Source organism: Bradyrhizobium guangdongense (genome assembly GCF_004114975.1).
GTDB classification, from domain to species: domain Bacteria; phylum Pseudomonadota; class Alphaproteobacteria; order Rhizobiales; family Xanthobacteraceae; genus Bradyrhizobium; species Bradyrhizobium guangdongense.
In genome coordinates, this window is record NZ_CP030051.1 from 5067705 (window position 1) to 5090899 (window position 23195).

26 protein-coding genes are annotated in these 23195 nt (G+C 64.5%); 14 read left to right on the forward strand and 12 right to left on the reverse strand.

Annotated elements, in window-relative coordinates; translation table 11 throughout:
• Nucleotides 1-171 precede the first annotated feature (171 nt).
• Nucleotides 172-1656 (reverse strand): aldehyde dehydrogenase family protein, encoded by a 1485-nt coding sequence (locus tag X265_RS24345; protein WP_164939040.1) that lies wholly within the window; start codon nt 1654-1656, stop codon nt 172-174.
• Between the two features lie 113 nt (nt 1657-1769).
• On the opposite strand from X265_RS24345, the gene X265_RS24350 reads away from it, so the two are divergent.
• The 3 genes from X265_RS24350 (at nt 1770) to X265_RS24360 (ending at nt 3792) form a co-directional block, all read left to right on the forward strand.
• Complete coding sequence (locus X265_RS24350; protein WP_128967106.1) at nt 1770-2852, forward strand: substrate-binding domain-containing protein; 1083 nt, start codon at nt 1770-1772, stop codon at nt 2850-2852.
• Between the two features lie 77 nt (nt 2853-2929).
• Entirely contained in the window at nt 2930-3304 is a 375-nt protein-coding gene (locus tag X265_RS24355) for a winged helix-turn-helix domain-containing protein (protein ID WP_128967107.1), read from the forward strand.
• A 14-nt stretch (nt 3305-3318) separates the two neighbouring features.
• Nucleotides 3319-3792 (forward strand): GNAT family N-acetyltransferase, encoded by a 474-nt coding sequence (locus X265_RS24360; RefSeq protein ID WP_128967109.1) that lies wholly within the window; start codon nt 3319-3321, stop codon nt 3790-3792.
• Between the two features lie 7 nt (nt 3793-3799).
• On the opposite strand, the gene X265_RS24365 is transcribed toward X265_RS24360, so the two are convergent.
• The gene (locus X265_RS24365; RefSeq protein ID WP_128967110.1) at nt 3800-4177 is read right to left on the reverse strand and encodes a hypothetical protein; all 378 of its coding nucleotides are present in this window, start codon (nt 4175-4177) and stop codon (nt 3800-3802) included.
• A 145-nt stretch (nt 4178-4322) separates the two neighbouring features.
• Nucleotides 4323-4895 (reverse strand): hypothetical protein, encoded by a 573-nt coding sequence (locus tag X265_RS24370; protein ID WP_244659289.1) that lies wholly within the window; start codon nt 4893-4895, stop codon nt 4323-4325.
• Nucleotides 4896-5053: 158 nt separating this feature from the next.
• Between X265_RS24370 and X265_RS24375 the strand changes: the two genes are divergently transcribed.
• Nucleotides 5054-5992: a LysR family transcriptional regulator gene (locus X265_RS24375; protein ID WP_128967111.1), complete on the forward strand. Its 939-nt coding sequence runs from the start codon at nt 5054-5056 to the stop codon at nt 5990-5992.
• Between the two features lie 92 nt (nt 5993-6084).
• Nucleotides 6085-7044, forward strand: coding sequence for a helix-turn-helix domain-containing protein (locus tag X265_RS24380; protein WP_128967112.1), 960 nt, complete (start codon nt 6085-6087; stop codon nt 7042-7044).
• A gap of 16 nt (nt 7045-7060) precedes the next feature.
• Here X265_RS24380 and X265_RS24385 read toward each other — a convergent pair whose 3' ends face one another.
• The 5 genes from X265_RS24385 to nhaA all read right to left on the reverse strand — a co-directional run bounded on the left by X265_RS24385 (nt 7061) and on the right by nhaA (nt 10601).
• Entirely contained in the window at nt 7061-7633 is a 573-nt protein-coding gene (locus tag X265_RS24385; RefSeq protein ID WP_128967113.1) for a TIGR00645 family protein, read from the reverse strand.
• A gap of 29 nt (nt 7634-7662) precedes the next feature.
• Nucleotides 7663-8301, reverse strand: coding sequence for a TerC family protein (locus tag X265_RS24390; protein WP_128967115.1), 639 nt, complete (start codon nt 8299-8301; stop codon nt 7663-7665).
• Nucleotides 8298-8654, reverse strand: a complete 357-nt coding sequence (locus X265_RS24395; protein ID WP_164938764.1) for a hypothetical protein — start codon at nt 8652-8654, stop codon at nt 8298-8300. The genes X265_RS24390 and X265_RS24395 overlap by 4 nt, the downstream gene beginning before the upstream one ends.
• Before the next feature lie 2 nt (nt 8655-8656).
• Nucleotides 8657-9118 carry a TerB family tellurite resistance protein gene (locus tag X265_RS24400; protein WP_128967117.1) on the reverse strand — a complete coding sequence of 154 codons (462 nt, stop codon included), beginning with the start codon at nt 9116-9118 and terminating at the stop codon, nt 8657-8659.
• 247 nt (nt 9119-9365) lie between these two features.
• A complete protein-coding gene (gene nhaA, locus X265_RS24405) occupies nt 9366-10601 on the reverse strand; it encodes a Na+/H+ antiporter NhaA (protein ID WP_128969388.1) in 1236 nt (411 codons plus the stop codon).
• 321 nt (nt 10602-10922) lie between these two features.
• On the opposite strand from nhaA, the gene X265_RS24410 reads away from it, so the two are divergent.
• Entirely contained in the window at nt 10923-11108 is a 186-nt protein-coding gene (locus X265_RS24410) for a hypothetical protein (RefSeq protein ID WP_128967118.1), read from the forward strand.
• Nucleotides 11109-11119: 11 nt separating this feature from the next.
• On the opposite strand, the gene X265_RS40705 is transcribed toward X265_RS24410, so the two are convergent.
• Nucleotides 11120-11428: a hypothetical protein gene (locus X265_RS40705; protein WP_244659288.1), complete on the reverse strand. Its 309-nt coding sequence runs from the start codon at nt 11426-11428 to the stop codon at nt 11120-11122.
• A gap of 375 nt (nt 11429-11803) precedes the next feature.
• Between X265_RS40705 and X265_RS24420 the strand changes: the two genes are divergently transcribed.
• The 3 genes from X265_RS24420 to X265_RS24430 all read left to right on the forward strand — a co-directional run bounded on the left by X265_RS24420 (nt 11804) and on the right by X265_RS24430 (nt 15372).
• Nucleotides 11804-12943, forward strand: a complete 1140-nt coding sequence (locus tag X265_RS24420; protein WP_128967119.1) for a hypothetical protein — start codon at nt 11804-11806, stop codon at nt 12941-12943.
• A gap of 96 nt (nt 12944-13039) precedes the next feature.
• The gene (locus X265_RS24425) at nt 13040-13507 is read left to right on the forward strand and encodes a hypothetical protein (protein WP_128967120.1); all 468 of its coding nucleotides are present in this window, start codon (nt 13040-13042) and stop codon (nt 13505-13507) included.
• Nucleotides 13508-13737: 230 nt separating this feature from the next.
• Nucleotides 13738-15372, forward strand: coding sequence for a porin (locus tag X265_RS24430; RefSeq protein WP_128967121.1), 1635 nt, complete (start codon nt 13738-13740; stop codon nt 15370-15372).
• 49 nt (nt 15373-15421) lie between these two features.
• Here X265_RS24430 and gor read toward each other — a convergent pair whose 3' ends face one another.
• Genes gor through rpiA form a run of 3 tightly spaced genes read right to left on the reverse strand, consistent with a single transcriptional unit; the run spans nt 15422 to nt 18095 of the window.
• On the reverse strand, nt 15422-16810 hold the full coding sequence (gene gor / locus X265_RS24435; protein ID WP_128967122.1) for a glutathione-disulfide reductase: 1389 nt from the start codon (nt 16808-16810) through the stop codon (nt 15422-15424).
• Between the two features lie 47 nt (nt 16811-16857).
• Nucleotides 16858-17379: a DUF2059 domain-containing protein gene (locus X265_RS24440; RefSeq protein ID WP_128967123.1), complete on the reverse strand. Its 522-nt coding sequence runs from the start codon at nt 17377-17379 to the stop codon at nt 16858-16860.
• A gap of 2 nt (nt 17380-17381) precedes the next feature.
• Nucleotides 17382-18095: a ribose-5-phosphate isomerase RpiA gene (gene rpiA, locus X265_RS24445; protein ID WP_128967124.1), complete on the reverse strand. Its 714-nt coding sequence runs from the start codon at nt 18093-18095 to the stop codon at nt 17382-17384.
• 166 nt (nt 18096-18261) lie between these two features.
• Here rpiA and X265_RS24450 point away from each other — a divergent pair, with 166 nt between their 5' ends.
• The 5 genes from X265_RS24450 to X265_RS24470 all read left to right on the forward strand — a co-directional run bounded on the left by X265_RS24450 (nt 18262) and on the right by X265_RS24470 (nt 23146).
• Nucleotides 18262-18936 (forward strand): HAD-IA family hydrolase, encoded by a 675-nt coding sequence (locus tag X265_RS24450; RefSeq protein ID WP_128967125.1) that lies wholly within the window; start codon nt 18262-18264, stop codon nt 18934-18936.
• A gap of 156 nt (nt 18937-19092) precedes the next feature.
• Nucleotides 19093-19569, forward strand: a complete 477-nt coding sequence (locus X265_RS24455) for a hypothetical protein (protein ID WP_164938766.1) — start codon at nt 19093-19095, stop codon at nt 19567-19569.
• 108 nt (nt 19570-19677) lie between these two features.
• Nucleotides 19678-20712 (forward strand): GTP 3',8-cyclase MoaA, encoded by a 1035-nt coding sequence (gene moaA, locus X265_RS24460; protein WP_128967127.1) that lies wholly within the window; start codon nt 19678-19680, stop codon nt 20710-20712.
• A gap of 170 nt (nt 20713-20882) precedes the next feature.
• Nucleotides 20883-21464, forward strand: coding sequence for a TRAP transporter small permease subunit (locus X265_RS24465; RefSeq protein ID WP_128967128.1), 582 nt, complete (start codon nt 20883-20885; stop codon nt 21462-21464).
• A gap of 26 nt (nt 21465-21490) precedes the next feature.
• Nucleotides 21491-23146 (forward strand): TRAP transporter large permease, encoded by a 1656-nt coding sequence (locus X265_RS24470; RefSeq protein WP_128967129.1) that lies wholly within the window; start codon nt 21491-21493, stop codon nt 23144-23146.
• The last annotated feature ends 49 nt before the right edge of the window (nt 23147-23195 follow it).

The following is a 23195-nucleotide window of genomic DNA, read 5'->3' on the forward strand; positions in this document are numbered from 1 at the left end:
CTTTTGCGCGCAGGATGCAGGCCGGTTCCAAAGCTCTGGTTTAAGGGGCTCTCCTTCTTGTTTGCAGGGTTTGCCGCCGCTGAGCGAATTGCCGACAATTTTATCGATTGCAAAAAAAGAAGCCCGCCTGACCGGATCAGGCGGGCTCCAGGGTTGGCCGCTCGGGAGGTATCAGACGGCCAGATTCATCCAGACAGCCTTGGGCTCGGTGAAATTGTCGAGCGCGGCGGTGCCGTGCTCCCGGCCGAGGCCGGAATCGCGCTCGCCGCCCCAGGGCAGGCGCACGTCGGTATAGCCATAGGTGTTCATCCAGACTGTGCCGGCCCGCGCCCGCTTGGCGAAGCGCTGCAGCTTGCCGATGTCGCGGCTCCAGACCCCGGCAGCGAGGCTGTAGGCGGTGCCGTTGGCGATCCGTAAGGCATCAGCCTCATCCCTGAACTTGATGACGCTGACGACGGGACCGAATATCTCCTCCTGCGAGATGCGCATCTCGTGCGCGACATCTGCGAACACCGTCGGGCTGATGAAGTAGCCGCGCTCGCCGACGCGCTCACCGCCGGTGACGAGCCTCGCGCCTTCCTGCCGGCCGATGTCGACATAGTCGAGGATCGATTTCATCTGCTTCTCGGAGATGACAGGCCCGAGCGCCGTCTTGCGGTCGAGCGGATCGCCGATTCTGATCGACTTCGCGCGCGCCGCGAGGCGCTCCACGACCTCGTCATAGGCCCTCTCCTGCACCAGCACGCGGGAGCCGGCCGAGCAGACCTGTCCGGCGTTGAAGAAGATGCCTGAGGCCGCGGCCTTGCTCGCGGCTTCGAGATCGGCATCGTCGAAAATCACGTTGGCCGACTTGCCGCCGAGCTCGAGCGAGACGCGCTTGAAGTTGCTTGCGGCACCTTTCATGATTCCGCGGCCGACGCCCGGCGAGCCGGTGAAGGTGACCTTGTCCACATCAGGGTGATTGACCAGCGCATCGCCGACGATGCGACCAGGTCCGGTGACGACGTTGAAGACGCCCTTCGGCAGGCCGGCTTCGAGCGCGAGCTCGGCGATTCGCAGCGCCGACAGCGAGGTCAGCTCGGCCGGCTTCATCACGATGGTGCAGCCGCAGGCCAGCGCCGGCGCGAGCTTCCACATGCCGATCATCAGCGGGAAATTCCACGGCACGATGGCCGCGACCACGCCGACCGGCTCGCGCACCGTGTAGGTCAGGGCCTCGTCACGCACCGGCACGACATCGCCGCTGATCTTGTCGGCCCAGCCGGCGTAGTAGGTCAGCGTGTCCAGAGCGGCCGGAAAGTCCTGACGCGCGGTCGCTGCGATCGGCTTGCCGGCATCGATCGACTCCAGCTCGATGATCTCGTCGGCGTGCGCTCTCAGCAGGTCCGCCCAGCGCAGCAGGATCTGGCCGCGCTCGGAGGCGCGCATCGTACGCCACGGGCCTTCGAAGGCGCGGCGCGCGGCGGCGACCGCATGCGCGACATCGGCTTCGCCGCCTTCGGCGATGGTGGCAATGACCTGGCCGGTGGCGGGATTGAGGGATTTGAAGGTGCGGCCGGAGCTCGCCGGGACGCGGCGGCCGTCGATCAGGAGAGGCTGTGGCCGGGCCATGAACTCGGCGGCCGGCGAATGTGCAAAGTCATATGCAACAGACATCATATTTCCTCCAGATCTTCTGTACGAAGCTAGGCCAGATATCGTAGGAGTAAATATGATATGGCTTGCAATTGGACGGTCCACATATGAAGCGAATTTCATAAGGAAGGCCGATGCTTCAGATCGAAATCGAGGCCGTCTGGCGGTTTCGCCAGGAAGGCAGCCCGCGCACGGCCGTGGTCATGCTCGGTGTCCTCAATGAAATCCGGAAGACCGGAAAGATCACGAGCGCGGCGAGCGATGCGCACCTGTCGTACCGGCACGTCTGGAATCTGATCGAGCAATGGTCGGAGTTCTTCGGGACGCCGCTGGTCGAGACCCAGCGCGGCAAGGGCTCGAAACTGACCCCGTTCGGCGAGCGGCTGGTGTGGGCCGGCGAGCGCATGCAGGCGCGGCTCGGGCCGCAGCTGGAAAACCTCGCGCAGGAGCTCGCGAGCGAGATCAAGCCGTTTCTCGAACAGCGTCCCTCCGTGATCCGCGTCCATGCGAGCCACGGTTTTGCGGTGGCAAAGCTGCGCGAATTCCTCGACCGCGAGCCCGGCATCGGCGTCGATCTGCGCTACGTCAGCAACCAGCATTCGCTGGTTTCGCTGGCGCAGGGCGCCTGCGATCTCTCCGGCCTGCATCTGCCGCACGGCGCGTTGCGCGCGCAAGGCATCAAGGCGGCGCGCGAATGGCTCGATCCGCGCGAGGACCGCATCATCAGTTTCGTCACCCGCGAGATGGGCCTGATGGTCGCCCGCGGCAATCCGCGGCGCATTGCCTCGCTCGATGATCTCACCAGGCCAAACGTGCGCTTCGTCAACCGCGATCATGATTCCGGCACGCGGCTGTTGTTCGACCAATTGCTTGCCGCGCAGGGTGTCGACGAGAGCAAGATCAACGGTGCGCAGCAGATCGAGTTCACCCACGCCGCGGTCGCGGCCTATGTCGCCAGCGGCATGGCGGATGCGTGCTTCGGCGTCGAGGCGGCCGCCCGTCAGTTCGGCCTCGATTTCATCCGCCTCCTCACCGAGGATTATTTCTTCGTCTGCAAGCGCGCCTTCCTCGACACCGCGCCCATGCAGCGCATTCTCGAAATCATCCGCAGCGCCGATTTCCGTGCCGCCGTCGCGACGCTTCCCGGCTACGTACCGTCGGACACCGGCACCGTGACCGGCGTGAAGGCATTCCTGGAGATGCACGCTGTGCGATGACGCGGCGGCTCGCCTTCACTTGTCGTCGATGGGCAACAATGGCAATCTTGATCGAGAGCCATTCAAGAGAGCCCGTCATGTCGCGCGCGAGCGCCAAATCGCTGCCCCAGCTGAGCCTTCGCATCGACCTCGACGGCGAGGACCGGATCGGGCCCGGCAAGATCGAGCTTCTGGAGCAGATCCGCGAGCAAGGCTCGATCTCGGGCGCCGGGCGCGCCATGGACATGTCGTACAAGCGCGCCTGGGATCTCGTCGACGAGATCAACCGCATCTGCGGACAGGTGGCGGTCGAGCCGCAGGCCGGCGGCAAGAACGGCGGCGGCGCCATGCTGACGCCGTTCGGCGAAAAGCTCGTCGCGCGCTACCGCAAGATCGAGCGCGACGCCGCTCGCGCCGTGCAAAAGGAGCTGGAAGCGCTCAGGAGCGACATCGCCCGCTCGCGCAAATCGTGAGCGGAGGGACGCGCATGGACGAGGCGCTGGTCATTCGCTCCGCTTTACCCTCCGATCTGCCGCAGCTTCTCGCGCTCTACCGCCACCTCGATCCCCAGGATGAAACTCCGCCACTCGACCTAGCCGCACAGCGTCTCGACGAATTAGGGGCCTATCGCGGAAGCGCGGTCCTGATCGGGCTCAGGGCAAGTTCTGTTGTAGCATCCTGCACGCTCGTCGTGATCCCCAATCTGACGCGCGGCGGCCACTCCTACGGCCTGATCGAGAACGTCGTCACCGACGCCGCGTGCAGGGGCCGGGGCTATGGCAAGCAAATGCTGCAGGCAGCCGTCACCGCCGCATGGCAGGCCGACTGCTACAAGGTCATGTTGATGACCGGCTCCAGAAAGCCGTCGACCCTGGCCTTCTATGCCTCAGCCGGTTTCGAGCAGAGCAAGACCGGCTTCCAAATCCGGCGGCTGCAGGCGAGGATGGAGACTGCCGACTGATGCTGCATCAGTTCGGCCGCACCGTCATCCCGGGCATCGGCTGGGTCAACGCTTCGCCGAGCAGGCTCTGCTCGTCCTTGGGGATCGAGAAGCGGACCTTGAAACCCTCCTCGGTTTCCAGCGTGATGATGCGCTGGGTCGTGTCGGTGGATTGTTCCAGCATCCAGGATGCGAGCGGATAGGCGTAGCGCAGGCTCTGGTCGCCATAGCGAGCCTTCAGCGCCGCCTCGGGCAGGCCGGGCAGTGTCATGATCAGCGCGCCGATCTGACTGAGCGAGACGCTGACTGCGGCGGGATTGCCCGCCACATCCTCGAAGCCCAGCGAGATCGCGCCGCCATCGGCTGCCACCTCGCAGATCGTGAGCTGCCTCACCTTGATTTCCATCGCCAGTCTCGGGGATGCACTCGCTATATCCATTACGATATATCGATAAGTCGACCCTCGTCCAGCCCACTTTCTTTGGAATTCATCGAGCCGACCGCCATGGCCGCTCGAACCGATGCAATCTGAAACAGACCGGCCACTCGGGTCAGAACGCCGGTTCGTCCTTCAGCGCGGCGATCACCTGCTCGCCGGGCGCGGTGAGACGATAGGTCACCAGCGGACGGCTCGGCGGCGGCTTGCGGCCGATCTCGACGATGTAGCCACGCACCATCAGCGCTTCGAAGCTGCCATAATAGCCGTACATGCTGATTTCGTTCTGCTTGAGCAGCTTGAATTCGCGCAGCAGCCGGATCTCGTTGCCCGACAGCAGCGAACGGCGGACGCGTTGCACGAAGCTCGCGCGCTGCTCGAACCAGGCTGCATCGGGCAGCTCGCGCGAAGACGGCAGGGCGTCGCGATCACACGGGCGCATCTCGACATCGGCTCTCCGAGCCGACGGCGACGGCATGCTGCCACCGACTGCGTCCCTGGCCTCGTCGAGCAACGCGATCGGCCAGCGCCGCTTGTTGTCGACCATCACCGGCGGCGGCACGACATTGTCGCGCACCAGCTGCTCGAAACGGCCGGCCGTGACGCCGACATAGGCCGCCGCGCGGCGGCGGTCGACGAGACGGGCATCCCGCCCATGCTCCGGCTCGCATACGATCGTTTCGTTCACCCAAAATCCCCTGCCGCATCGTTGCGGGCGCGTCCTCGCGCGGGCCCGAGGGCCCGTCGGCCGTGACACTAGGGTGAAACGGGCGCTCTCAAAAGGCAGAGAAATTCGTACACATTGCTGCCGTTGCGGCAACGGCTATAGTGCGGTCCAGGGGTCCCATGCGCTTTCATTCACCTAGCATCCAATACTTCCATGCCGTCCGCCGCACCGGGTCGATCCGGGCCGCCGCGCGCCTCCTCAACGTCGCCTCGTCCGCCGTCAGCCGCCAAATTCTCAAGCTCGAACAAGAGGTTGGATCACCCTTATTCGAGCGCACCGCCCGCGGCCTGACGCTAACGACGGTCGGCGAGATGCTGGCCCGCCACGTCATGAACGTGCTCCAGGATCTCGACCGTTTCCGCTCGGACGTCGCGTCCCTCTCCGGCGCCTGGCACGGCACGATCAGCATCGCCTGCATCGAGTCCCTCACGGAATCGGTGTTGCCGGATTTGATCGCCGCGCACCGCAGCCGGGCCCGGCGCGTCAGCTTCACCACGATGGTAATGGGATCGTCCGACGTGCTTGAAGCGTTGCGGCGGGGCGAAGCCGATATCGGCATCGCCATGGCGCTCAGGCATCCACCTGACCTGCGGCAGGTCGCATTGAAGCGGTTTCGCCTCGGCGCACTGGTGGCGCGCGAGCATCCGTTGGCGCGCCGCAAGACGGTGACGCTGGAGCAATGCCTCGCCTTCCCGGTCATTCACGCGCTGCCGGAGCTGTCGATCTACCATTTGCTGCAGCCGCTGATCGCGCAGCTCTACGAGACGCCGGAGCCTGCGATCCAGGCCAACTCGATCGACCTCATGCGCGAGCTCGCCGCGCGCGGCGTCGGCGTCGCCTTCCAGACCCAGCTCGGCATCACTAGATTGTCGCGCGATGCGCAGCTCGTGTTCCTACCGCTCGACAATGCCGGCAGCCCGGTATGGTCGGATCTCGGCATCTACGTCCGCGCCGAGCGCACCCTGCCCGCCTTCACCGAGTCATTTCTGCAGGAGCTGGTCCGCGAACTGGGTGAGCGCGAGCGGCGAGAGAGTGCGGCGTATCCGCACATCCCGTGATCTGAACTGGCAGTATTTTCCCGGAATATAGCCGCTGGTCGGGCGTTGGTATCTTGTGGTTCCGCTCGCTGCCCCTCGCCTCTGGATCCCGAATGCCGCTCAACCGGTTGAAGCCATCGCGTGTCCTGACTATCGAGCGCTTCTCGGATTACGCCGAATTCCGCGCCAACGAGGTGCTCGGGCTCGGCACCAGCACCCCGCTTCGTCCGCGCGAGTTCTCGCTGACACGGGCCATCCTGCCGCTTCAGAGCGGGGTGTTCGTATTGCAGCGCGCCTTCGCCCGGCGCTTTGAAGCCGAGATGGGAACGGATACCGGCATCGGCCTCGTTGTCCCCCTCACCTTTCATTCCATCACCAATGGCGTCGAAATCGACAGTTCGACGATCGGCGTCGTGCGCGGCAAGGCGCCCGTCGTCTCGATCGAGCACCAGCCCAACACCTACTTCATGCTGCGCTTCAACTCGGACATGCGGCACCGCGGATGGACGGATTTCGATACCGGGCTCGCTACTGTCCGTCCGCAGCACGACCCGATGGCACGTCTCCGCGCCGCCTTTCTCGAAATGTTCTCGCTCGCTTCGGGATGCGACGATCCTCGGCAGTTCGAGGCGCTCCACCGCCCGATCCAGGAAACGCTGTTCGCTTGCCTCGATGCCGCACTGGTGCCTGCAGGGTCTCTCGCTACTCGCCCTGGGTCGTTCGACAGGCACCGCAAGCTGATTGCCCGGCTCGACGAGGTCGTCGAGCTGTTCGGCAGCCAGCCGCTCTACAGCGACGACCTCGCCACCGCGCTCGGCGTATCCGTGCGGACGCTCCAGACTGCGACGCAAGTGGTGCATGGCGTCAGCCTGCATCACTATCTGCGTCTCAAGCGGTTGTGGGCCGTTCGCGTCCTGCTCATGACCGGAGGCGGCGGATTGACCGTGAAGGCCGCGGCACTCGCCAACGGCTTCTGGCATCTCGGCGACTTCTCGGTCGGCTACAAGCGCGCCTTCGGCGAAATGCCGTCCGAGACATTGGCGCGCGGACGAGGTTCGTTTTATCGCAGCTGAGGAGCGGATTGCGCGCTCAGCCGTGGCCGTTCTCCTTGCGGTGCGCGGTGTCGCCGAGGCGGTCGACCCAGGCGATGCCGATCGCCGAGACGATGAAGGTCAGGTGGATCAGCACCTGCCACATCACGCCGCTCTCGGTGAAATTGCTGCGCGTGGTGCCGAGATTGCCGGCCTCGATGAAGGTCCTGAGCAGCGAGATCGACGAGATGCCGACGATCGCCATCGCAAGCTTGATCTTGAGCACGCTCGCATTGACGTGACTGAGCCATTCCGGCTCGTCGGGATGGCCGCGCAGGTTCAGGCGGGAGACGAAGGTCTCGTAGCCGCCGACGATCACCATCACGAGCAGGTTCGAGATCATCACGACGTCGATCAGGCCGAGCACGACCAGCATGATCTGCTGCTCGCTGGCGTCGAACGAGTGCGCGACCAGGTGCCACAGCTCCTTCAGGAACAGCAGCACATAGACCGCCTGCGCGACGATGAGGCCGACATAGAGCGGCAATTGCAGCCAGCGCGAGCCGAAGATCAGCCGCGGAAACAGGCCGATCGGCGGATTGGCCAAAGCTGCTTTGGGTTCGGACGACATCGATCACTCCAGGAAGACGAAGACGGGACTTAGAGACTTGCGATGACCGGAGCCAGCTCGAGCGAGCCGCGATAGATCATCTCGAAGGCGACGTAGACGATGATGGCGAGACCGACATAGCCGATCCAGCGCTGCTTCTGCAGCACGCGGCCGAGCAGATCTGCGGCAACTCCCATCAGTCCGATCGACAGCAGGAGCCCGAAGGCCAGGATGTAGGGATGCTCGCGCGCCGCGCCCGCGACCGCGAGCACGTTGTCGAGCGACATCGAGACGTCGGCGGCGACGATCTGCAACGCCGCCTGCCTGAAGGTCTTGCGCGGCGCCGGTGCGGCGCCTCCGCCGCCGCCATGGCTGAACGCGAGTTCGCTGGAATGCGCGGACTGCTCCCGCAGCTCGCGCCACATCTTCCAGCACACCCACAGCAGCAGCACGCCGCCCGCAAGCAGTAGCCCGATCACCTGCAGGAGCTGGGTCGCGACGCCGGCAAAGAGGATGCGCAAGCCGGTGGCCGCGATGATGCCGACGACGATGGCGCGGCGGCGCTGCCCCGCGGGAAGGCCCGCCGCGGCAAGACCGATGACGACGGCATTGTCGCCGGCGAGCACAAGATCGATCAGGACGACCTGGAGCAGCGCTGTCAGCGCCTCGGCCGTGATGAAGTCAGTCATGTCTCATCATTTTTCGAAACGGACGGATCCAGCCAGTGCGGCTTGCGGCGCTCGATCCAGTCGAACGCTTTTGAGCGCGAGGTCCGCAACGCCGGCACGTCCTCGGCGAGAAGCGCAAGGCCGAGCGGCAGCATCCAGATGCCGAGCACCGGCAGGAAGGACAGCACGCCACCGACGATGAGCAGCGCACCCGATGGAATTCGGACCCAGCGGCTGGACGGTTGCAGGAGATAGTCGACGGTGCCGGCGAGGCGCGGCGGCAGCCGGTGGACGAGCGCGTCGAGCCGCGCGTCGCCGCCGGCCGGCTGGCCGTGACCGGATCTCGTTGCCTGCTCGTCCGACGCTACGCTCATGCTCACTCCTTGGTCACCACGTTAACTGCGGCGGGCCCGACCGGTTTCGCGCGCGGCAGCACCAGCGTCAGCAGGCGCAACAGCTTGATCGCCTGCACCTCATGCGGATGCACGTCCTCGTCCGCGGCCGCAACGCGCTCCGACAGTTCGATGAGATGGGACGAGAGCGGCAGGTCGGAGACCGGGCGCAGCGTATTGGTCACCACATTGGCGAAATCGGGCTCCTCGAGCCGTTCGGCCAGTTCGTCGAACATCGCGAACAGGCGCTCATCGCCGATATGCGGCGCCAAGTCGCGCTCCCTGATGAATCGGATCACCTCGTCGCGCTCGACCGGGGACACGCGGCGGTCGGCCACGGCGACCAGCGCGCCTGCAATCACCAGCGCCGCGGCAGCCTGCTCGCTGATGCGACGCGGCTCGGTAATCTCGAGTTCGATCGGAGTGGAAGTGTTCACGTCAGACATCGATGCTCCCTTATTTGCGAAATGGCCGCGCGGAGCTGCGATCGAGACGATTGTGTCGGAGGGAACTTGAGAAGGCCCGACAATCGGCCGATCCATCGCATTCGCGCGGGGACAGGTTCATCCGACATCGCGAGGTTTGGCCGACTTCGTCGACGTCCTCGCCAGAGGGGCCCGGATTCTTGTTCGCACTGGAGATAAAGCCGCGCCATCCGGAATCAAGGCGACATGACTGCGACCAGCCGCCGCATCAATGGTCGGCCTGCGCGCGCTGCCGGTGGGCATATTCTGCGCCCCAGCCGAGGCCAAGCGTCACCGAGATGAGCGAGCCGAGCAGCACGCCGAATTTTGCGGCGTCCAGCAGCCGCTCATCGGTGAATGCGAGCATGGCGATGAAGATCGACATGGTGAAGCCGATTCCGGCCAACAATCCGATGAGGCAGACACCAGTCCACGTCACGTCCGGCGCCAGTCGGCATCGGCCGACACGCACGGCAAGCCAGGTCGCAGCGATCACGCCGATCGGCTTTCCCGCGCAAAGCGCAAGCCCGACGCCGAGCGTCACGAATTCAGCGCCGCCGCTGAGTTCGGCGCTCCGAAGATCGACGCCGGCATTGGCCAGCGCGAACAGCGGCATGATGGCGTAAGCGACCCAGGGATGCAGCGCCGCCTCGACGCGAATGACCGGCGGCACGATCTCCTCACGTGCGGAGCGCACCGGCGTGATCAAGCCGAGCACGACGCCTGCGAGCGTCGGATGGATTCCGGCCATGAGGAATCCCGCCCAAACGACGAGCGCCGGCAGGACATAGGCAAACGCGGAGTTCAGGCCGAGCCGCTGCAGCCCGAGCGCCAGCAGCACGCCGAGCGATCCGATGAGAAAGCCGTTGAGGTCGAGTCCGCTGCTGTAGAACAGCGCGATGATGAGAACGGCGATGATGTCGTCGATGATGGCGAGAGCCAGCAGAAAGACGCGGATATTCGCGGGGATCGATCGCCCAAGCAGAGCGAGCACGCCGACCGCGAAGGCGATATCGGTCGCGGTCGGTATCGCCCAGCCCTGACTGCGACCTGCGACGTTGTTGAAGCTCAGATAGATCAGCGCAGGCACGATCACGCCGCCGATGGCCGCCAGCACCGGCAGGATCGCCTGATCGAACCGGCTCAGCGCGCCCTCGTGGATTTCGCGACGGACCTCCATGCCGACGACGAGAAAGAAGACCGTCATCAATCCATCGTTGATCCAGAAATGCAGCGATCGCGTAAACGCGAATTCGCCTGACCGAAGCGGGACGGTCAGGTTCCAGAGATCGTGATAGGAATGGGCGAAGGGTGAGTTGGCCCACAGCAATGCCGCGGCTGCAGCCACGAGCAGCGCGCCACCGCTGACGGCCTCGATGTGCAGGAACTGCTGGAGCGCAACGAGCGCGCGTTCGACAAGAGGAAGGGATTTCGGCAATTGCCTGCCGGGCAGCTGATCGTTCATGGGCACACGCATCCTGCGTGGCGGCCCGACCATCGCTTGACCTGTCGCTGCCACGTGCAGCGAGCACCCGAGGCGCGTTCTACACTGCGAGGAAATTAACGCAACCCGATTCGAACTTAGGGAACTCAAGAGCGGGGCGGCCCGTTGGTGCACCTCACGATGCGCTCGCCGCGCGACAGGAAGCCGCATCTGCCGCTGGATCGCGACATCGAGGATTTCAGCAACGAGCGCGCGCGTCGCGCTGGAGCGCCCTCATAGCGCTCGCGCAAGCTTCACCAACGAAAAAATCATCCCTGAATTTGCTACGTCGTCGAGGAATGTATGACTGACATCACCTGCTGCGCCGGTTGCGGCCACAGCCTGATCCCGATCTTGTCCGAGAACGGGCGCGCACGGCCGAGCTGCTTCTGGTGCGAGAGCCTCGACGCACGAACCATGGAGATGGCCAAGTGGGCAGACAGCCCGGCCGGCAAGCCGGATCGGGCCGCGCCTCACGCCTTCGATTAAGGCGCCCCGCCTCAAACCCGCGCCACAAGCCGCGGACGGAACACGGACTCGGCGGTCGGCGCCGGTGTAGCAGCGAGCTTACGCGCGGACCGCCGCCGCGGGATGAAGAAGCTGCTCACGACGATCGGCTCGAAATCGCCGAGTGCGGCGCGCTCCTTCACAAGCAGGCTCATGACCGAGCGCATCTTGATGACTTCCTGCGCCACGAAGCTGCAGTCCTCGTCGCGATTGATCTGCTCATGCATGATCGCCTCAGCCTCGCGCATGCTGACGCGGAGCGCTCTGATGGTTCTTCTGATCTCGCTGATGCGGTTGTCCATGGCGGCCTCCATCTCGGTCACACGATAAGAACAAAACATGAACATATTGTCAATCGCCCTGCCCGGCCGCGCGGTCATCGCGCTAATCCCCAACGCGGCAGCGCGTCGGTCACCCGCGCCGCTGCACGCGCGCTGGCGATGCTTGCCGACAAATTAGACAAGTCGGTTCGTTGCTCAGGAAGCGCTGGCCCGCCGCTCAACATCGGAGGATGCAAGCCGGCGCGCGACCTAACGTCCCATGCAACCACCGGATTTTTCCCTGAACGGACTCGCCGCGTCGCAGCCCCCGGCTCGCCTGCCGCTTCGCAAACGAACTGGCCCGAAAATCGCAACGACACTTACCGAGCGAAGCAACGGCGCAGAGCGGAGAACGTCATGAACGTGCATGCTGCGGGCGATCTCAGGACGACTGGCCTCACCCGCCCGAACGGCGCGCCGCTCCGCCTCAATGCACAGGACTTCGTCGCGATCGACCGCGACAGGAATGCGAAGTTCGAAGCGACCTATCGCCCGCAAGCGCTCTACAACCGAGCGAACGAAGGCTTTCACGCGAATAACGAGACCTTCCTGCTCCACGAGGTCGCGACCAACCTGCCGATCTATCGCCCGGACACCGGCCCCACCGACTTCCATCTGCATCTGCCGCCGGGCGGCTTTCAGCTGGTGCTGGTCACCTCGGGCGCGTTCACGTTCGACTATGACGGGCGCTTCTACAATGTCGGCCCCGGCGCAGTGATGCTGCAAAGCGCGATCGTGCATCGCCAGCTATTCTACACCTGGTCGGGCCTCTCGACCGAAGAGAACCTGAAGACGCCGCAAACGGTGGTGCCGGATCCGATCTCGATGGGCTATTCCGGCAAATTCCTCGAAGCCTTCATCACCGACCCAACCACGTTTCCGAATCCGACGATCGTCGGACCTGACAAGATCGACGAAGCCGAGACGCCGCGCGTGGCCTGGAGCCACGAGCTGCATGATCGGCCTGCAAATGCCGGCTTCTGGCTTCAGGATCCCCTGGCGCTTGATGCGCTGTTCAAGCCGCTCAGTGACGGTTCGGTCAAATCGGCGCAGCCGGTTTACGTGCGCGATATCGGGATCGAAGCGCCGAGCGGCCAGCTCGTCACCGGACATATCATCGCGACCGATCCGCGGGGCCAGTCGCTGCTGCCGAAGAGCACATCGGCCTCGGCAGATGCCGCCTCCTTCGCCAAGGGCGAGGTCGTGATCTATCGCGTCATCCGTGGCACGGCCGAGTTCAAGAACAAGGCGGGCGAGATCTTCGAGCTCGCCGCCGGCGACGTCGTGACCGCAGGCAAGAATGCGATCAGCCTGATCGCCGTCGGCGAGAACACGCAGATGCTCCGGCTCGGCCTTCTCAAGGGGATCGACAACCTTCGCAGCTGGACACCGACCCAGCGCGACGAGATCGACGGTCTCGCCGGCCAGATCATCACGCGGAGGGACATCCGTCCCTTGCGCACCGAAGGCAAGCCGGTCGGATATCTGTACGCATAGGCGCGAGCGGGAACGCAGCTGCGGGTCTTGCTCGTTCCTGAAGGGTGCTGCTAGTCCATAGGCGATCGAGATGCGCCTGGAGCAGCGGTTTCGCCCGTGAGCGGCAACGTCACCAGAACCTGCGGAAGCTGCACGGCCTGCTGCGATGGCTGGCTGCAGATCGAAGTGCGCGGACACAAGGTGCGCAAAGGGCAAGCGTGCCCATTCAGCATTGCGCACCGATGCTCGATCTATCTCGAACGTCCGCAGCACCCCTGCCGCGAATTCGTCTGCGGCTGGCTGGTTGCTTCGAGCCCGCTGCCGGATTGGATGCGGCCCGATCAATCCAGCATGATCATGCTGGCCGCCAATTTCTTCTGGCAGGGTCTGCCCGTGGATGTCGTGGTGCCTGTCGGCGAGCAGCCGAAGAAGAAAGCGCTGGATTGGCTGACGCGATTTTGCGCCGAGAACAGGCGGCTGCTCGTCTACCAGATCAGAGATGAGTGGTTCGCGTTCGGGCCGCCGGCATTCCAGACCGACATCGCCGACCGCCTCGGACGCGGCGAGACGCCGTGGGGCGCTTAAGGCAAGTCACGGAAGTTACATTCTTTTCCGGACGGAACCAGTTCGACACACCGCAATGCGGCAGATCGCCGCGCGACACGCTTTGTCAGGAATAGTTGCACGTTAGACACATTCCGCTGGAAAGCGAAGTAGCAGCACACCAATCCATTTGTATATGGTATCTGGCATACATTACCTTCCTCTTTGTCCCGGGCCCATTGGAGAGCTCGCGGCGATAAAGGGGAAACGAGATGAGGAAGGCCTTTCTGCTCGGCACAGGCTTTGCGGCCCTTTGTGCAACCACAATGAGTCATCCCTTGCGAGCTGCAACCATCGACGACGTTGTTGCCCGCCTCGATGCACTCGAGCGCAGCAACGCCAAGCTCGCGAGGGAGAACGCGCAGCTTCGCGACCGCGTCAATCACATGGGTACACCCAGGGCCGCGGCGACGGCAGTCGTCCCGGCTTCGCCGAAGGGCAACCCGGTTCTCCACGCGGCGGTCGCACCGTCGCCGGCACCTGTGCCCGAGCACACCGTCGTCAGCATCGGCGGCGCTCCGCTCTACAGCAAGGCGCCGGGAAGCAATCCGTTCATCGACAACACCACCGTGACGCTCTACGGCCACGTCGACCTCTCCGGCGACATCTTCAATCCCGGCGTCTACGACCAGGGCACGAAGTTCGGCGTCTCCAGCAACCTCACCTATTTCGGCGTGCGCGCCCGGCACAATCTCGATCCCTATGGCTATCCCGGCTGGGCGGCCATCGCGCAATTCGAATCTCTCGTCGAAGTCGCAGCCGTTCCGACCGAACGCGCGGCCTTCGGCACGCGCGACAGCTTCCTCGGCATGGAAAGCCCGTGGGGCACGATCAAGGCCGGCAAGGCCGACACGCCCTACAAGAGAGCGACCTCGAAGTTCGATCCGTTCTCGGCCACGCTCGGCGACTACAACTCGATCATGGGCAACACCGGCGGCGATTTGCGCGCCGAGTTCGATTGGCGCGCGTCTCACGCGATCTGGTATGAATCGCCGATCTGGAACGGCTTCCAGGCCGCCGTCATGGTCTCGCCGGGACAGAATACGGCGCGGGACAACAGCGACTACGCGCTGGGCGACTTCAACTGCCCCGGCACTTCGTCGCGCGGCAGCGGTTCAGGCTTCCCGGCCACGTCGCCACCCCAAGGCTGCACCGACGGCTCGTACGGAAATCTCTACAGCGCGTCGCTGACCTACAACCAGGCAGGCTTCACGGGAATCGCCGCTTACGAGTTGCACGAAAGCACCAACCGGACCGGCGACGAAGGCGCAGTTCTGCTGACCAACGGCACGACATTCACCGTACCGGCTGGTGCAGTCGGGATTGCCAATGAATGGGCAGCCAAGGTGGGCGCGGGCTACAAGTTCAACGACATGATCGGCACGCTGCAGCTCTACGGCATCTACGAGGTGCTGCGCCGTGAGCATACGGTGGCCGCCTTCAACGAGCGTGCGCGCGACGGCTACTTCCTGAGTGCGACCCAGACCGTCGACAAGTGGGACGTGAGCGCGTCGTGGGCTCACGCCAATGCCTCGCCCGGCTCGCCCGGCACCGGCACCAACAACACCTACACGGTGGCGGCGCCCGCGCCCGCCGGCACCGCCGACTTCGCTCTCAACAGCGTGGACTCCAGTGCCGATCAATATGCGATCGGCGTGAAGTACCATTTCAGCCCGTTCGTGAGCTGGTACATGGTGGGCAGCTATCTGCGCAACGGACCGGGCGCGCATTACTGCCTCGGCGTCAGCGGACACGGCTACGGTGTGTGCGGACGCGACGCCAACAACAACGTCGTTGCGGGCAACAAGGCCGAAGCCGTCACGACCGGCATGACGTTCGACTTCTGACGCAGGAGGGAATGATGGGGAGCCTCACGGCTCCCCGTCGTTTGACGCCCTACTCCGCCGCCTGACGCACGTGGCGCGCGGTCGGCGTGCGCATCGTCACCAGCTCTTCGGCCGCCGTCGGATGCAGCGCGATGGTCGCGTCGAAATCGGCTTTCGTCGCCTTCATCTTCACCGCGACGGCGACGGCTTGCGTGATCTCGGCGGCGGCATCACCGACGATGTGGCAGCCGAGCACGCGGTCGGTCGCGCCGTCGACGACGAGCTTCATCAGCACGCGGGTGTCGCGGCCGGACATGGTCGCCTTGATGGGACGGAACGTGGTCTTGTAGATGTCGACGTGGCTGAACTGCGCGCGCGCCTCGGTTTCGGTCAGACCGACCGTGCCGACCTCCGGCTGCGAGAACACCGCGGTCGGGATGGTCGCATGATCGACCTGGACCACGCGTTTGCCGAACACGGTGTCGGCAAACGCGTGGCCTTCGCGGATCGCGACCGGCGTCAGGTTGAAGCGATGGGTGACGTCGCCGATCGCATAGATGCTGTCGACCGAGCTCCTGGAGAAATGATCGACCGCGATGCCGCCATTGTTCGGATTGATGGCGACGCCGGCCTTCTCCAGGCCGAGATTGGCAACGTTCGGGTGGCGGCCGATCGCAAACATCACCTGGTCGGAGGCGAGGCTCGAACCGTTCGACAGATGGGTGGTGAACTCCTCGCCGTGGCGATCGACCTTGGTCACCGTGCAGCCGGTGAGAACGGTGATGCCCTGCTTCTCCATCTCGGCCCGGACGTGGCTGCGCACATCCTCGTCGAAACCGCGCAGGATGTTGTCGCCGCGATAGATTACCGTGACGTCGGACCCGAAGCCGGCAAAGATCCCGGCGAACTCCAGCGCGATGTAGCCGCCGCCCTGGATCACGATCCGCTTCGGCAGCTTCTTCAGATGAAACGCCTCGTTGGAGGAAATCACGTGCTCGATGCCGGGGATCGCGGCGCCATGATTGGGCGCGCCACCGGTGGCGATCAGGATGTATTTGGCGGTGATCTTCCTGTCGTTCTCGAGCAGCCGGATTGTGTGCTTGTCCTCGATCACCGCGCGGCTCTTGACGACCTGCGCGCCTGACTTCTCGACATTGGTCGTGTAGGCCGCCTCCAGCCGCGCGATCTCCTTGTCCTTGTTGGCGATCAACGTCGCCCAGTCGAAGGTCGCGGGCGGAACGGTCCAGCCGAAGCCGGCAGCGTCCTCGAGCTCGTGGCGGACATGCGAGCCGATCACGAACAGCTTCTTCGGCACGCAGCCGCGGATCACGCAGGTGCCGCCCATGCGGTATTCTTCCGCGATCATCACGCGGGCGCCGTAACCGGCCGCGATGCGGGCGGCGCGCACGCCGCCCGAACCGCCACCGATGACAAAGAGGTCGACGTCGAATTCAGCCATTGTCCACTCCGACCTCGTTCAAGGATGATTTGGACAGATAGGTACTGTCAGATTTCCTTGCCACGCTTGCGCATCTCGGCGCGGAAGGCTCCCATCACGGTCTCGGAGAAGTTCTGGGCCCAGGAGTTCATGAAGGCCATGCTGAGACCGATCGCGCGCGGCTCCGCGGTGATCAGCTTCTGTCCGAGCGGCGACTTGTAGAAGACGACGAGATCCTTGAGCTCCTGCTCGGTGAACTCGCTGGCGTAGATCTGGGCCATGCCCTCGCCGATCTCGTTCTGCCGGCCCTCGAGCTGCTTGGCGACGATCGGGGCGACCTCGTTGAGATCCTTTTGATAGTTCAGGTTCTGCTGGATCAGCGCGACCTTGGTCTTCTCGACGAGGCCCGGCACGGCGCCCGCATACATCGCGCCGGCGTTCTTGATCTGGAGGATTTCCTTGGCGGCCGCAATCGCCGCCGGCGAAGCCTTCGGCGGGGCTGCCTGCTGCTGCGCCGCAGCCGGGACGGCGGAAAGGGCCAGTCCCACAGCGAGGGTCGCCGCCGGCAAGAATTTCAAAACGCTCTTCATTCCTAGTCTCCTTTCGGCTTTCGCCGTTCAATCACGCGAATTCCCTCGCCACCCGCCAAAACGGCCGAGCTGGCCAAGCCGATGAACAATCCATGCTCGACGACGCCGGGGATCGTGCTCAAAGCCCCGGCGAGGCCGGGCGGATCCGCGATACGTTCGAGCTGGGCATCGACGATCCAGTGGCCGCCATCGGTGACGAAAACGTGGCCGTCTTTGGCCTTGCGAACTGCCATTTGCCCGGAAACGCCGCATTGCGCAAATGCCTTCTCGATCGCCCGCCGTGTCGCGCCAAGCCCGAACGGAATGACCTCCACCGGCAGCGGAAAGCGGCCGAGCGTCTGCACCCATTTGCTCTCGTCGGCGATCACGATCATGCGATCCGAGGCCGCCGCCACGATCTTCTCGCGCAGCAATGCGCCGCCACCGCCCTTGATCAGATTGAGCTCGGGATCGATCTCGTCGGCACCGTCGACGGTGATGTCGAGATGGTCGATCTCATCCAGCGTGGTCAGCGGAACGCCGCAACGCGTCGCGTCGGCACGCGTCGCTTCGGAGGTCGGCACCCCGATCACCTTGAGGCCGGCGCGCACGCGCTCGCCCAGCAGCTCGACGAAATGCTTGGCGGTCGAACCGGTGCCGAGGCCGAGCTGCATGCCGTCACGCACCTCCTCCAGCGCGCGCGCCGCCGCCTGCCGCTTCAACTGGTCCATGTCCACGTTTGCGCCCGCTTTGGAGGTCAGGAATGCCGCCGGCCGTTTCGCTTGCGGCGGCCTATGTAGCCTCGTTTTCATCGGGAGAACAGGGTCTGGGAACAGGTCTATAAGGTGATCTTATGGGGCCGCCCCTTGCGCCGGCCCGGGCGGACCGATAGCGCTTTTTGGCATGAGCTCCCGCTACACCCTCGTTTTCGATCTCGACGGCACGCTTGTGGATACGGCGCCCGACCTGATCACCGCGCTGAATTACGTGCTCGACCGCGAAGGCCTGCCGCCGGTGCCGATGGCCTCGGCCCGCAACATGATCGGCGCCGGCGCCCGCAAGCTGATCGAGCGGGGCCTGGAGGCCGAAGGCCGTACGGTAACGCCCGCGGACATGGACCGGATGACGGCGGATTTCATCGCCTATTACGCCGATCATATCGCGGTCGAGTCGCGCCCGTTCGAGGGGCTGCTGGACGCGCTCGATCTGTTTGCGGCGCAGGGCCATCGGCTGGCGGTCTGCACCAACAAGCTGGAATGGCTGTCGAAGCGGCTCCTGGACCAGCTCGACCTCACCAGGCGATTCGGAGCGATCTGCGGCGCCGACACGTTCGGGGTCCAGAAGCCCGACCCGACCATTTTCCGCCAAACCGTGGCGCGGGCCGGCGGGGAGGTCAAAGCCAGCATCATGGTTGGCGACGCCGGAACCGATGTGGGCGTCGCCCGCCGCGCGGGGGTGCCCGTGATCGGGGTCAGCTTCGGCTACACGGATGTGCCGATTGCCGAGCTGAAACCGGACCGGCTGATCCATCATATGCGTGACCTGCCGGCTGCCGCGCACAGCCTGATGACGCCGTAGGCCGGACAAACCGCTGATTGAGCTGCATTATTCCGCGTAACCCTGCATTAACCATCTATTAACTATGCATGGCCCGCCGGTTGCGTGCCCGGAACGACGCTCCTAAGGTCCGGCCGGGGTCATGTGGCGGTTCGTCGCAGTAGAAGTGGATGGGTCATGCGTCGCGTCTTGGTAGTTGCCTTAATGGGGGCGAGCCTGGGTGGCTGCTCCTCGATGTCCTGGTTCAAATCGGCCCCGCCGCCCGTTCAGGTCAGGCTCGAATCCAACCCTCCGGGGGCTGACGCCACGACATCGCTCGGACCGGGCTGCAAGACCCCCTGCTCCGTCTCGGTTCCTGCCCCTGACGCCCCGTTCACGGTCGCTTTCGCGCTGCCCAAATACCAGCCGGCGAGCGTGCCGGTGAACGTGATCAAGACGCCCGGCGATTTCACCACCCCGGCCTCGGTCACAACAGATCCGAATCCGGTGTTCGCGGAGCTTGCGCCGGCGGTGCCTCCGAAGCCCGTGAAGAAGAAGCCGCACCGGCCGAGGAAGCCGAAACCGGCCGCAGCCGCACCTGAGGCCGCACCGGCGGATGCTGCACCGCCCGCAGCCGCCTCGCCGTTCCCCGATCCGAACGCAGGCAAGCGCTGACTTACGTATACCACCCGATTGTCTGAGCCGCGTCCGATGCTTAGATTGCGGGCAAGGCGCCGTTGAAGCAAAGGTGCCCCCGTCGCCGTAAGTGACAAGGCATTTTGTATGAACGGATCCACTGCGAGCCCCCGCACTGCGCTGTCGAGCGCGATGACCGATCCGTTCGGGCGGACGATCTCCTATTTGCGCGTCTCCGTCACCGACCGCTGCGATCTGCGCTGCTTCTACTGCATGTCGGAAGACATGACGTTCCTGCCGAAGGCCGACCTGCTGACCCTGGAGGAACTCGACCGGCTCTGCTCGGCGTTCATCGCCAAGGGCGTGAAGAAGCTGCGGCTCACCGGCGGCGAGCCGCTGGTCCGCCGCAACGTGATGACGCTGGTGCGCTCGCTGTCGCGGCATCTGTCGAGCGGCGCCTTGAACGAGCTGACGCTGACCACCAACGGCACCCAGCTCGCAAAGCATGCCAGGGAGCTGGCCGATTGCGGCGTCCGCCGCATCAATGTCTCGCTCGACACGCTCGACCCGAAGAAGTTTCGCGAGATCACCCGCTGGGGCGAGATCGACAAGGTGCTCGAAGGCATCGAGGCCGCGCGCGCCGCGGGGCTGGCCGTGAAGATCAACGCAGTGGCGCTGAAGAACCTCAACGAGGACGAGCTTCCCGACTTGATGCGCTGGGCCCACGGCAAGAACATGGGCCTCACCCTGATCGAGGTGATGCCGATGGGCGAGATCGGCGCGGGCCGCATTGATCAATATCTGCCGTTGTCCCTGGTGCGCGCGCGGCTCGCCCAGCAATTCACATTGACAGATCTCGCCGAGAGCACCGGGGGCCCGGCGCGCTATGTCAGCGTCGCCGAGACCGGCGGCAAGCTCGGCTTCATCACGCCGATGACCCACAATTTCTGCGAATCCTGCAACCGGGTGCGCATCACCTGCACCGGCACGCTGCACACCTGCCTCGGCCACGAGGATGCCTCGGACCTGCGCAAACCTCTGCGTGCATCCGATGACGATGTGCTGCTTGCGGATGCGATCGACCGCGCCATCGGCTTGAAGCCCAAGGGCCACGACTTCATCATCGACCGTCGTCACGACCGCCCGAGCGTCTCGAGGCATATGAGCGTCACCGGCGGCTGAGGAACGGCCGGCTGCGGCCCTATTCCCCTGAGATATCAACAAACTTCCGATTGACTGGCGGCACGCCCGCTGGTTTGGTGCGCCAGCCTCATGCCTGCGCGGCGAGACAAGCCACGCGCCTCGTCGGCGCAGTCAAGACGGCTGGGGCACCATCGGGGGAGGACCAATCTTTGCAAGCGCTCCTTAGGCTGAGCAGTGGGATCGACGCGTTCACGCGCTGGACGGGCAAGCGTCTGGCCTGGATGATCGTGTTGGCGGTCGTCGTCTCGGCGCTCAATGCGATCGTTCGGAAGGTGTTCGACACCTCCTCCAATTCCTGGCTCGAGCTGCAATGGGTGCTCTTCAGCATCGTGTTCCTGCTCTGCTCGCCGTGGACGTTGCTCGATAACGAACACATCCGCATCGACATCGTGAACAACACATTGCCGAAGAAGGTCCGCAGCATGATCGACGTGATCGGTCATGTGTTCTTCCTCATTCCGCTGTGCGTCGTCATGATCCTCACCGGCGTACCGTTCTTCGAGCGGTCGTTCCAGATCAACGAGCAGTCGGGCAATGCCGGCGGCCTGCCGCAATGGCCCGCCAAATCCCTGATCATGATCGGATTCGCGTTCCTGCTGGTTCAGGCCATCTCCGAATTGATCAAGCGGATCGCGGTGATGCGCGGATTGATTCCAGATCCTCACGAGTCCCAGGTCTCGGCGCTCGAGGCGGAAGTCGAGCATCTCGTCGAAGCGATCGAGAAGAAATAGCCGTTGGCGACGGTTCAGGGGGAATTATGACCGCATTCATCATCGCCAATCTGGCGCCCATCATGTTCGCGACGCTCGTCGTCGTGCTGCTGCTCGGCTATCCCGCGGCATTTTCGCTCGGCGCCGTCGGCCTCTTCTACGCCGTGATCGGCATCGAACTCGGCGAATTCCGCCCCGACTTCCTCAACGCGCTTCCCGAGCGCGTCTACGGCGTGATGAACAACGACACGCTGCTCGCCATCCCCTTCTTCACCTTCATGGGGCTGGTGCTGGAGCGGTCGGGCATGGCCGAGGACCTGCTCGACACCATCGGACAGCTGTTCGGCACCATCCGCGGCGGCCTCGCCTACGCGGTCGTGTTCGTCGGCGCCCTGCTTGCGGCAACGACCGGCGTGGTCGCCGCGTCCGTGATCTCGATGGGGCTGATCTCGCTGCCGATCATGCTGCGCTACGGTTACGACCGGCGCATGGCGACCGGCATCATCGCGGCGTCAGGCACGCTCGCGCAGATCATTCCGCCTTCGCTCGTCCTGATCGTGATGGCCGACCAGCTCGGCAAATCCGTCGGCGACATGTACGAGGGCGCCTTCATTCCGGGTCTGGTGCTCGCGGGCCTCTACGCGGGCTATGCCTTCCTCGTCAGCATCATCTTCCCGAAGGCCGCCCCCGGCCTGCCGAAGGAGGCCATCGGCTTCCGCGAAGACAATGGCAGCCGTGGCCTTATCTCCCTCGGCGTGCTCTTCATTGCGAGCTGCGTGTTCGGCTGGTTCATGATGCGCAACTCCGAGACGCACGGCGCCGACTTCGTCGTGCTCAGCATGTTCAACGGCATCATCTTCGCCTTCGCCGTCGCGGTGCTGAACTGGGTCATCGACAAGCTCACCGGCTTCCGCTTCCTGTCGAAGATGGCGCAGCAGACCACCTTCGTCATGGTGCCGCCGCTGTTCCTGATCTTCCTGGTGCTCGGCACCATCTTCATCGGCCTCGCGACGCCGACGGAAGGTGGCGCGATGGGCGCTGCCGGCGCCCTCATCCTCGGCGCGGCGAAACGGCGGCTGAGCTGGGACCTGATCCGGCAGGCGACGGAATCGACCGCCAAGCTGTCGGCGTTCGTGGTGTTCATCCTGGTCGGCGCCCGCGTGTTCTCGCTCACCTTCTACGGCGTCAGCGGACACGTCTGGGTCGAGCACCTGCTCACCTCGCTGCCCGGCGGCCAAGTCGGCTTCCTGATCTTCGTCAACGCCTTCGTGTTCGTGCTGGCCTTCTTCCTCGACTTCTTCGAGCTGGCCTTCATCGTGATCCCGCTGCTGGGGCCTGCCGCCGAGCACCTGGGCATCGATCTGATCTGGTTCGGCGTCATCCTCGGCGTCAACATGCAGACCTCGTTCATGCATCCGCCGTTCGGCTTCGCCCTGTTCTACCTCAGGTCGGTCGCGCCCAAGGAGCGATACACCGATCGCGTCACCGGCAAGAGGATGGACCCGGTCACCACGGGGCAGATCTATTGGGGCGCGGTGCCGTTCGTGGTGATCCAGATCATCATGGTCGGTCTGGTGATCGCGTTCCCGTCGATGGTCATGCACTACAAGGGCACCCAGTCGAACATCGACCCGAACTCCGTCAAGATCGAGGTGCCGCAGATCGAGCTGCCGCCGCTCGACTTCGGTCCGCCGCAGAAGTAGCTATCCTGCGCACGCCGTCATGTTCCGCTTTGGGGGCACGACGGCGTGA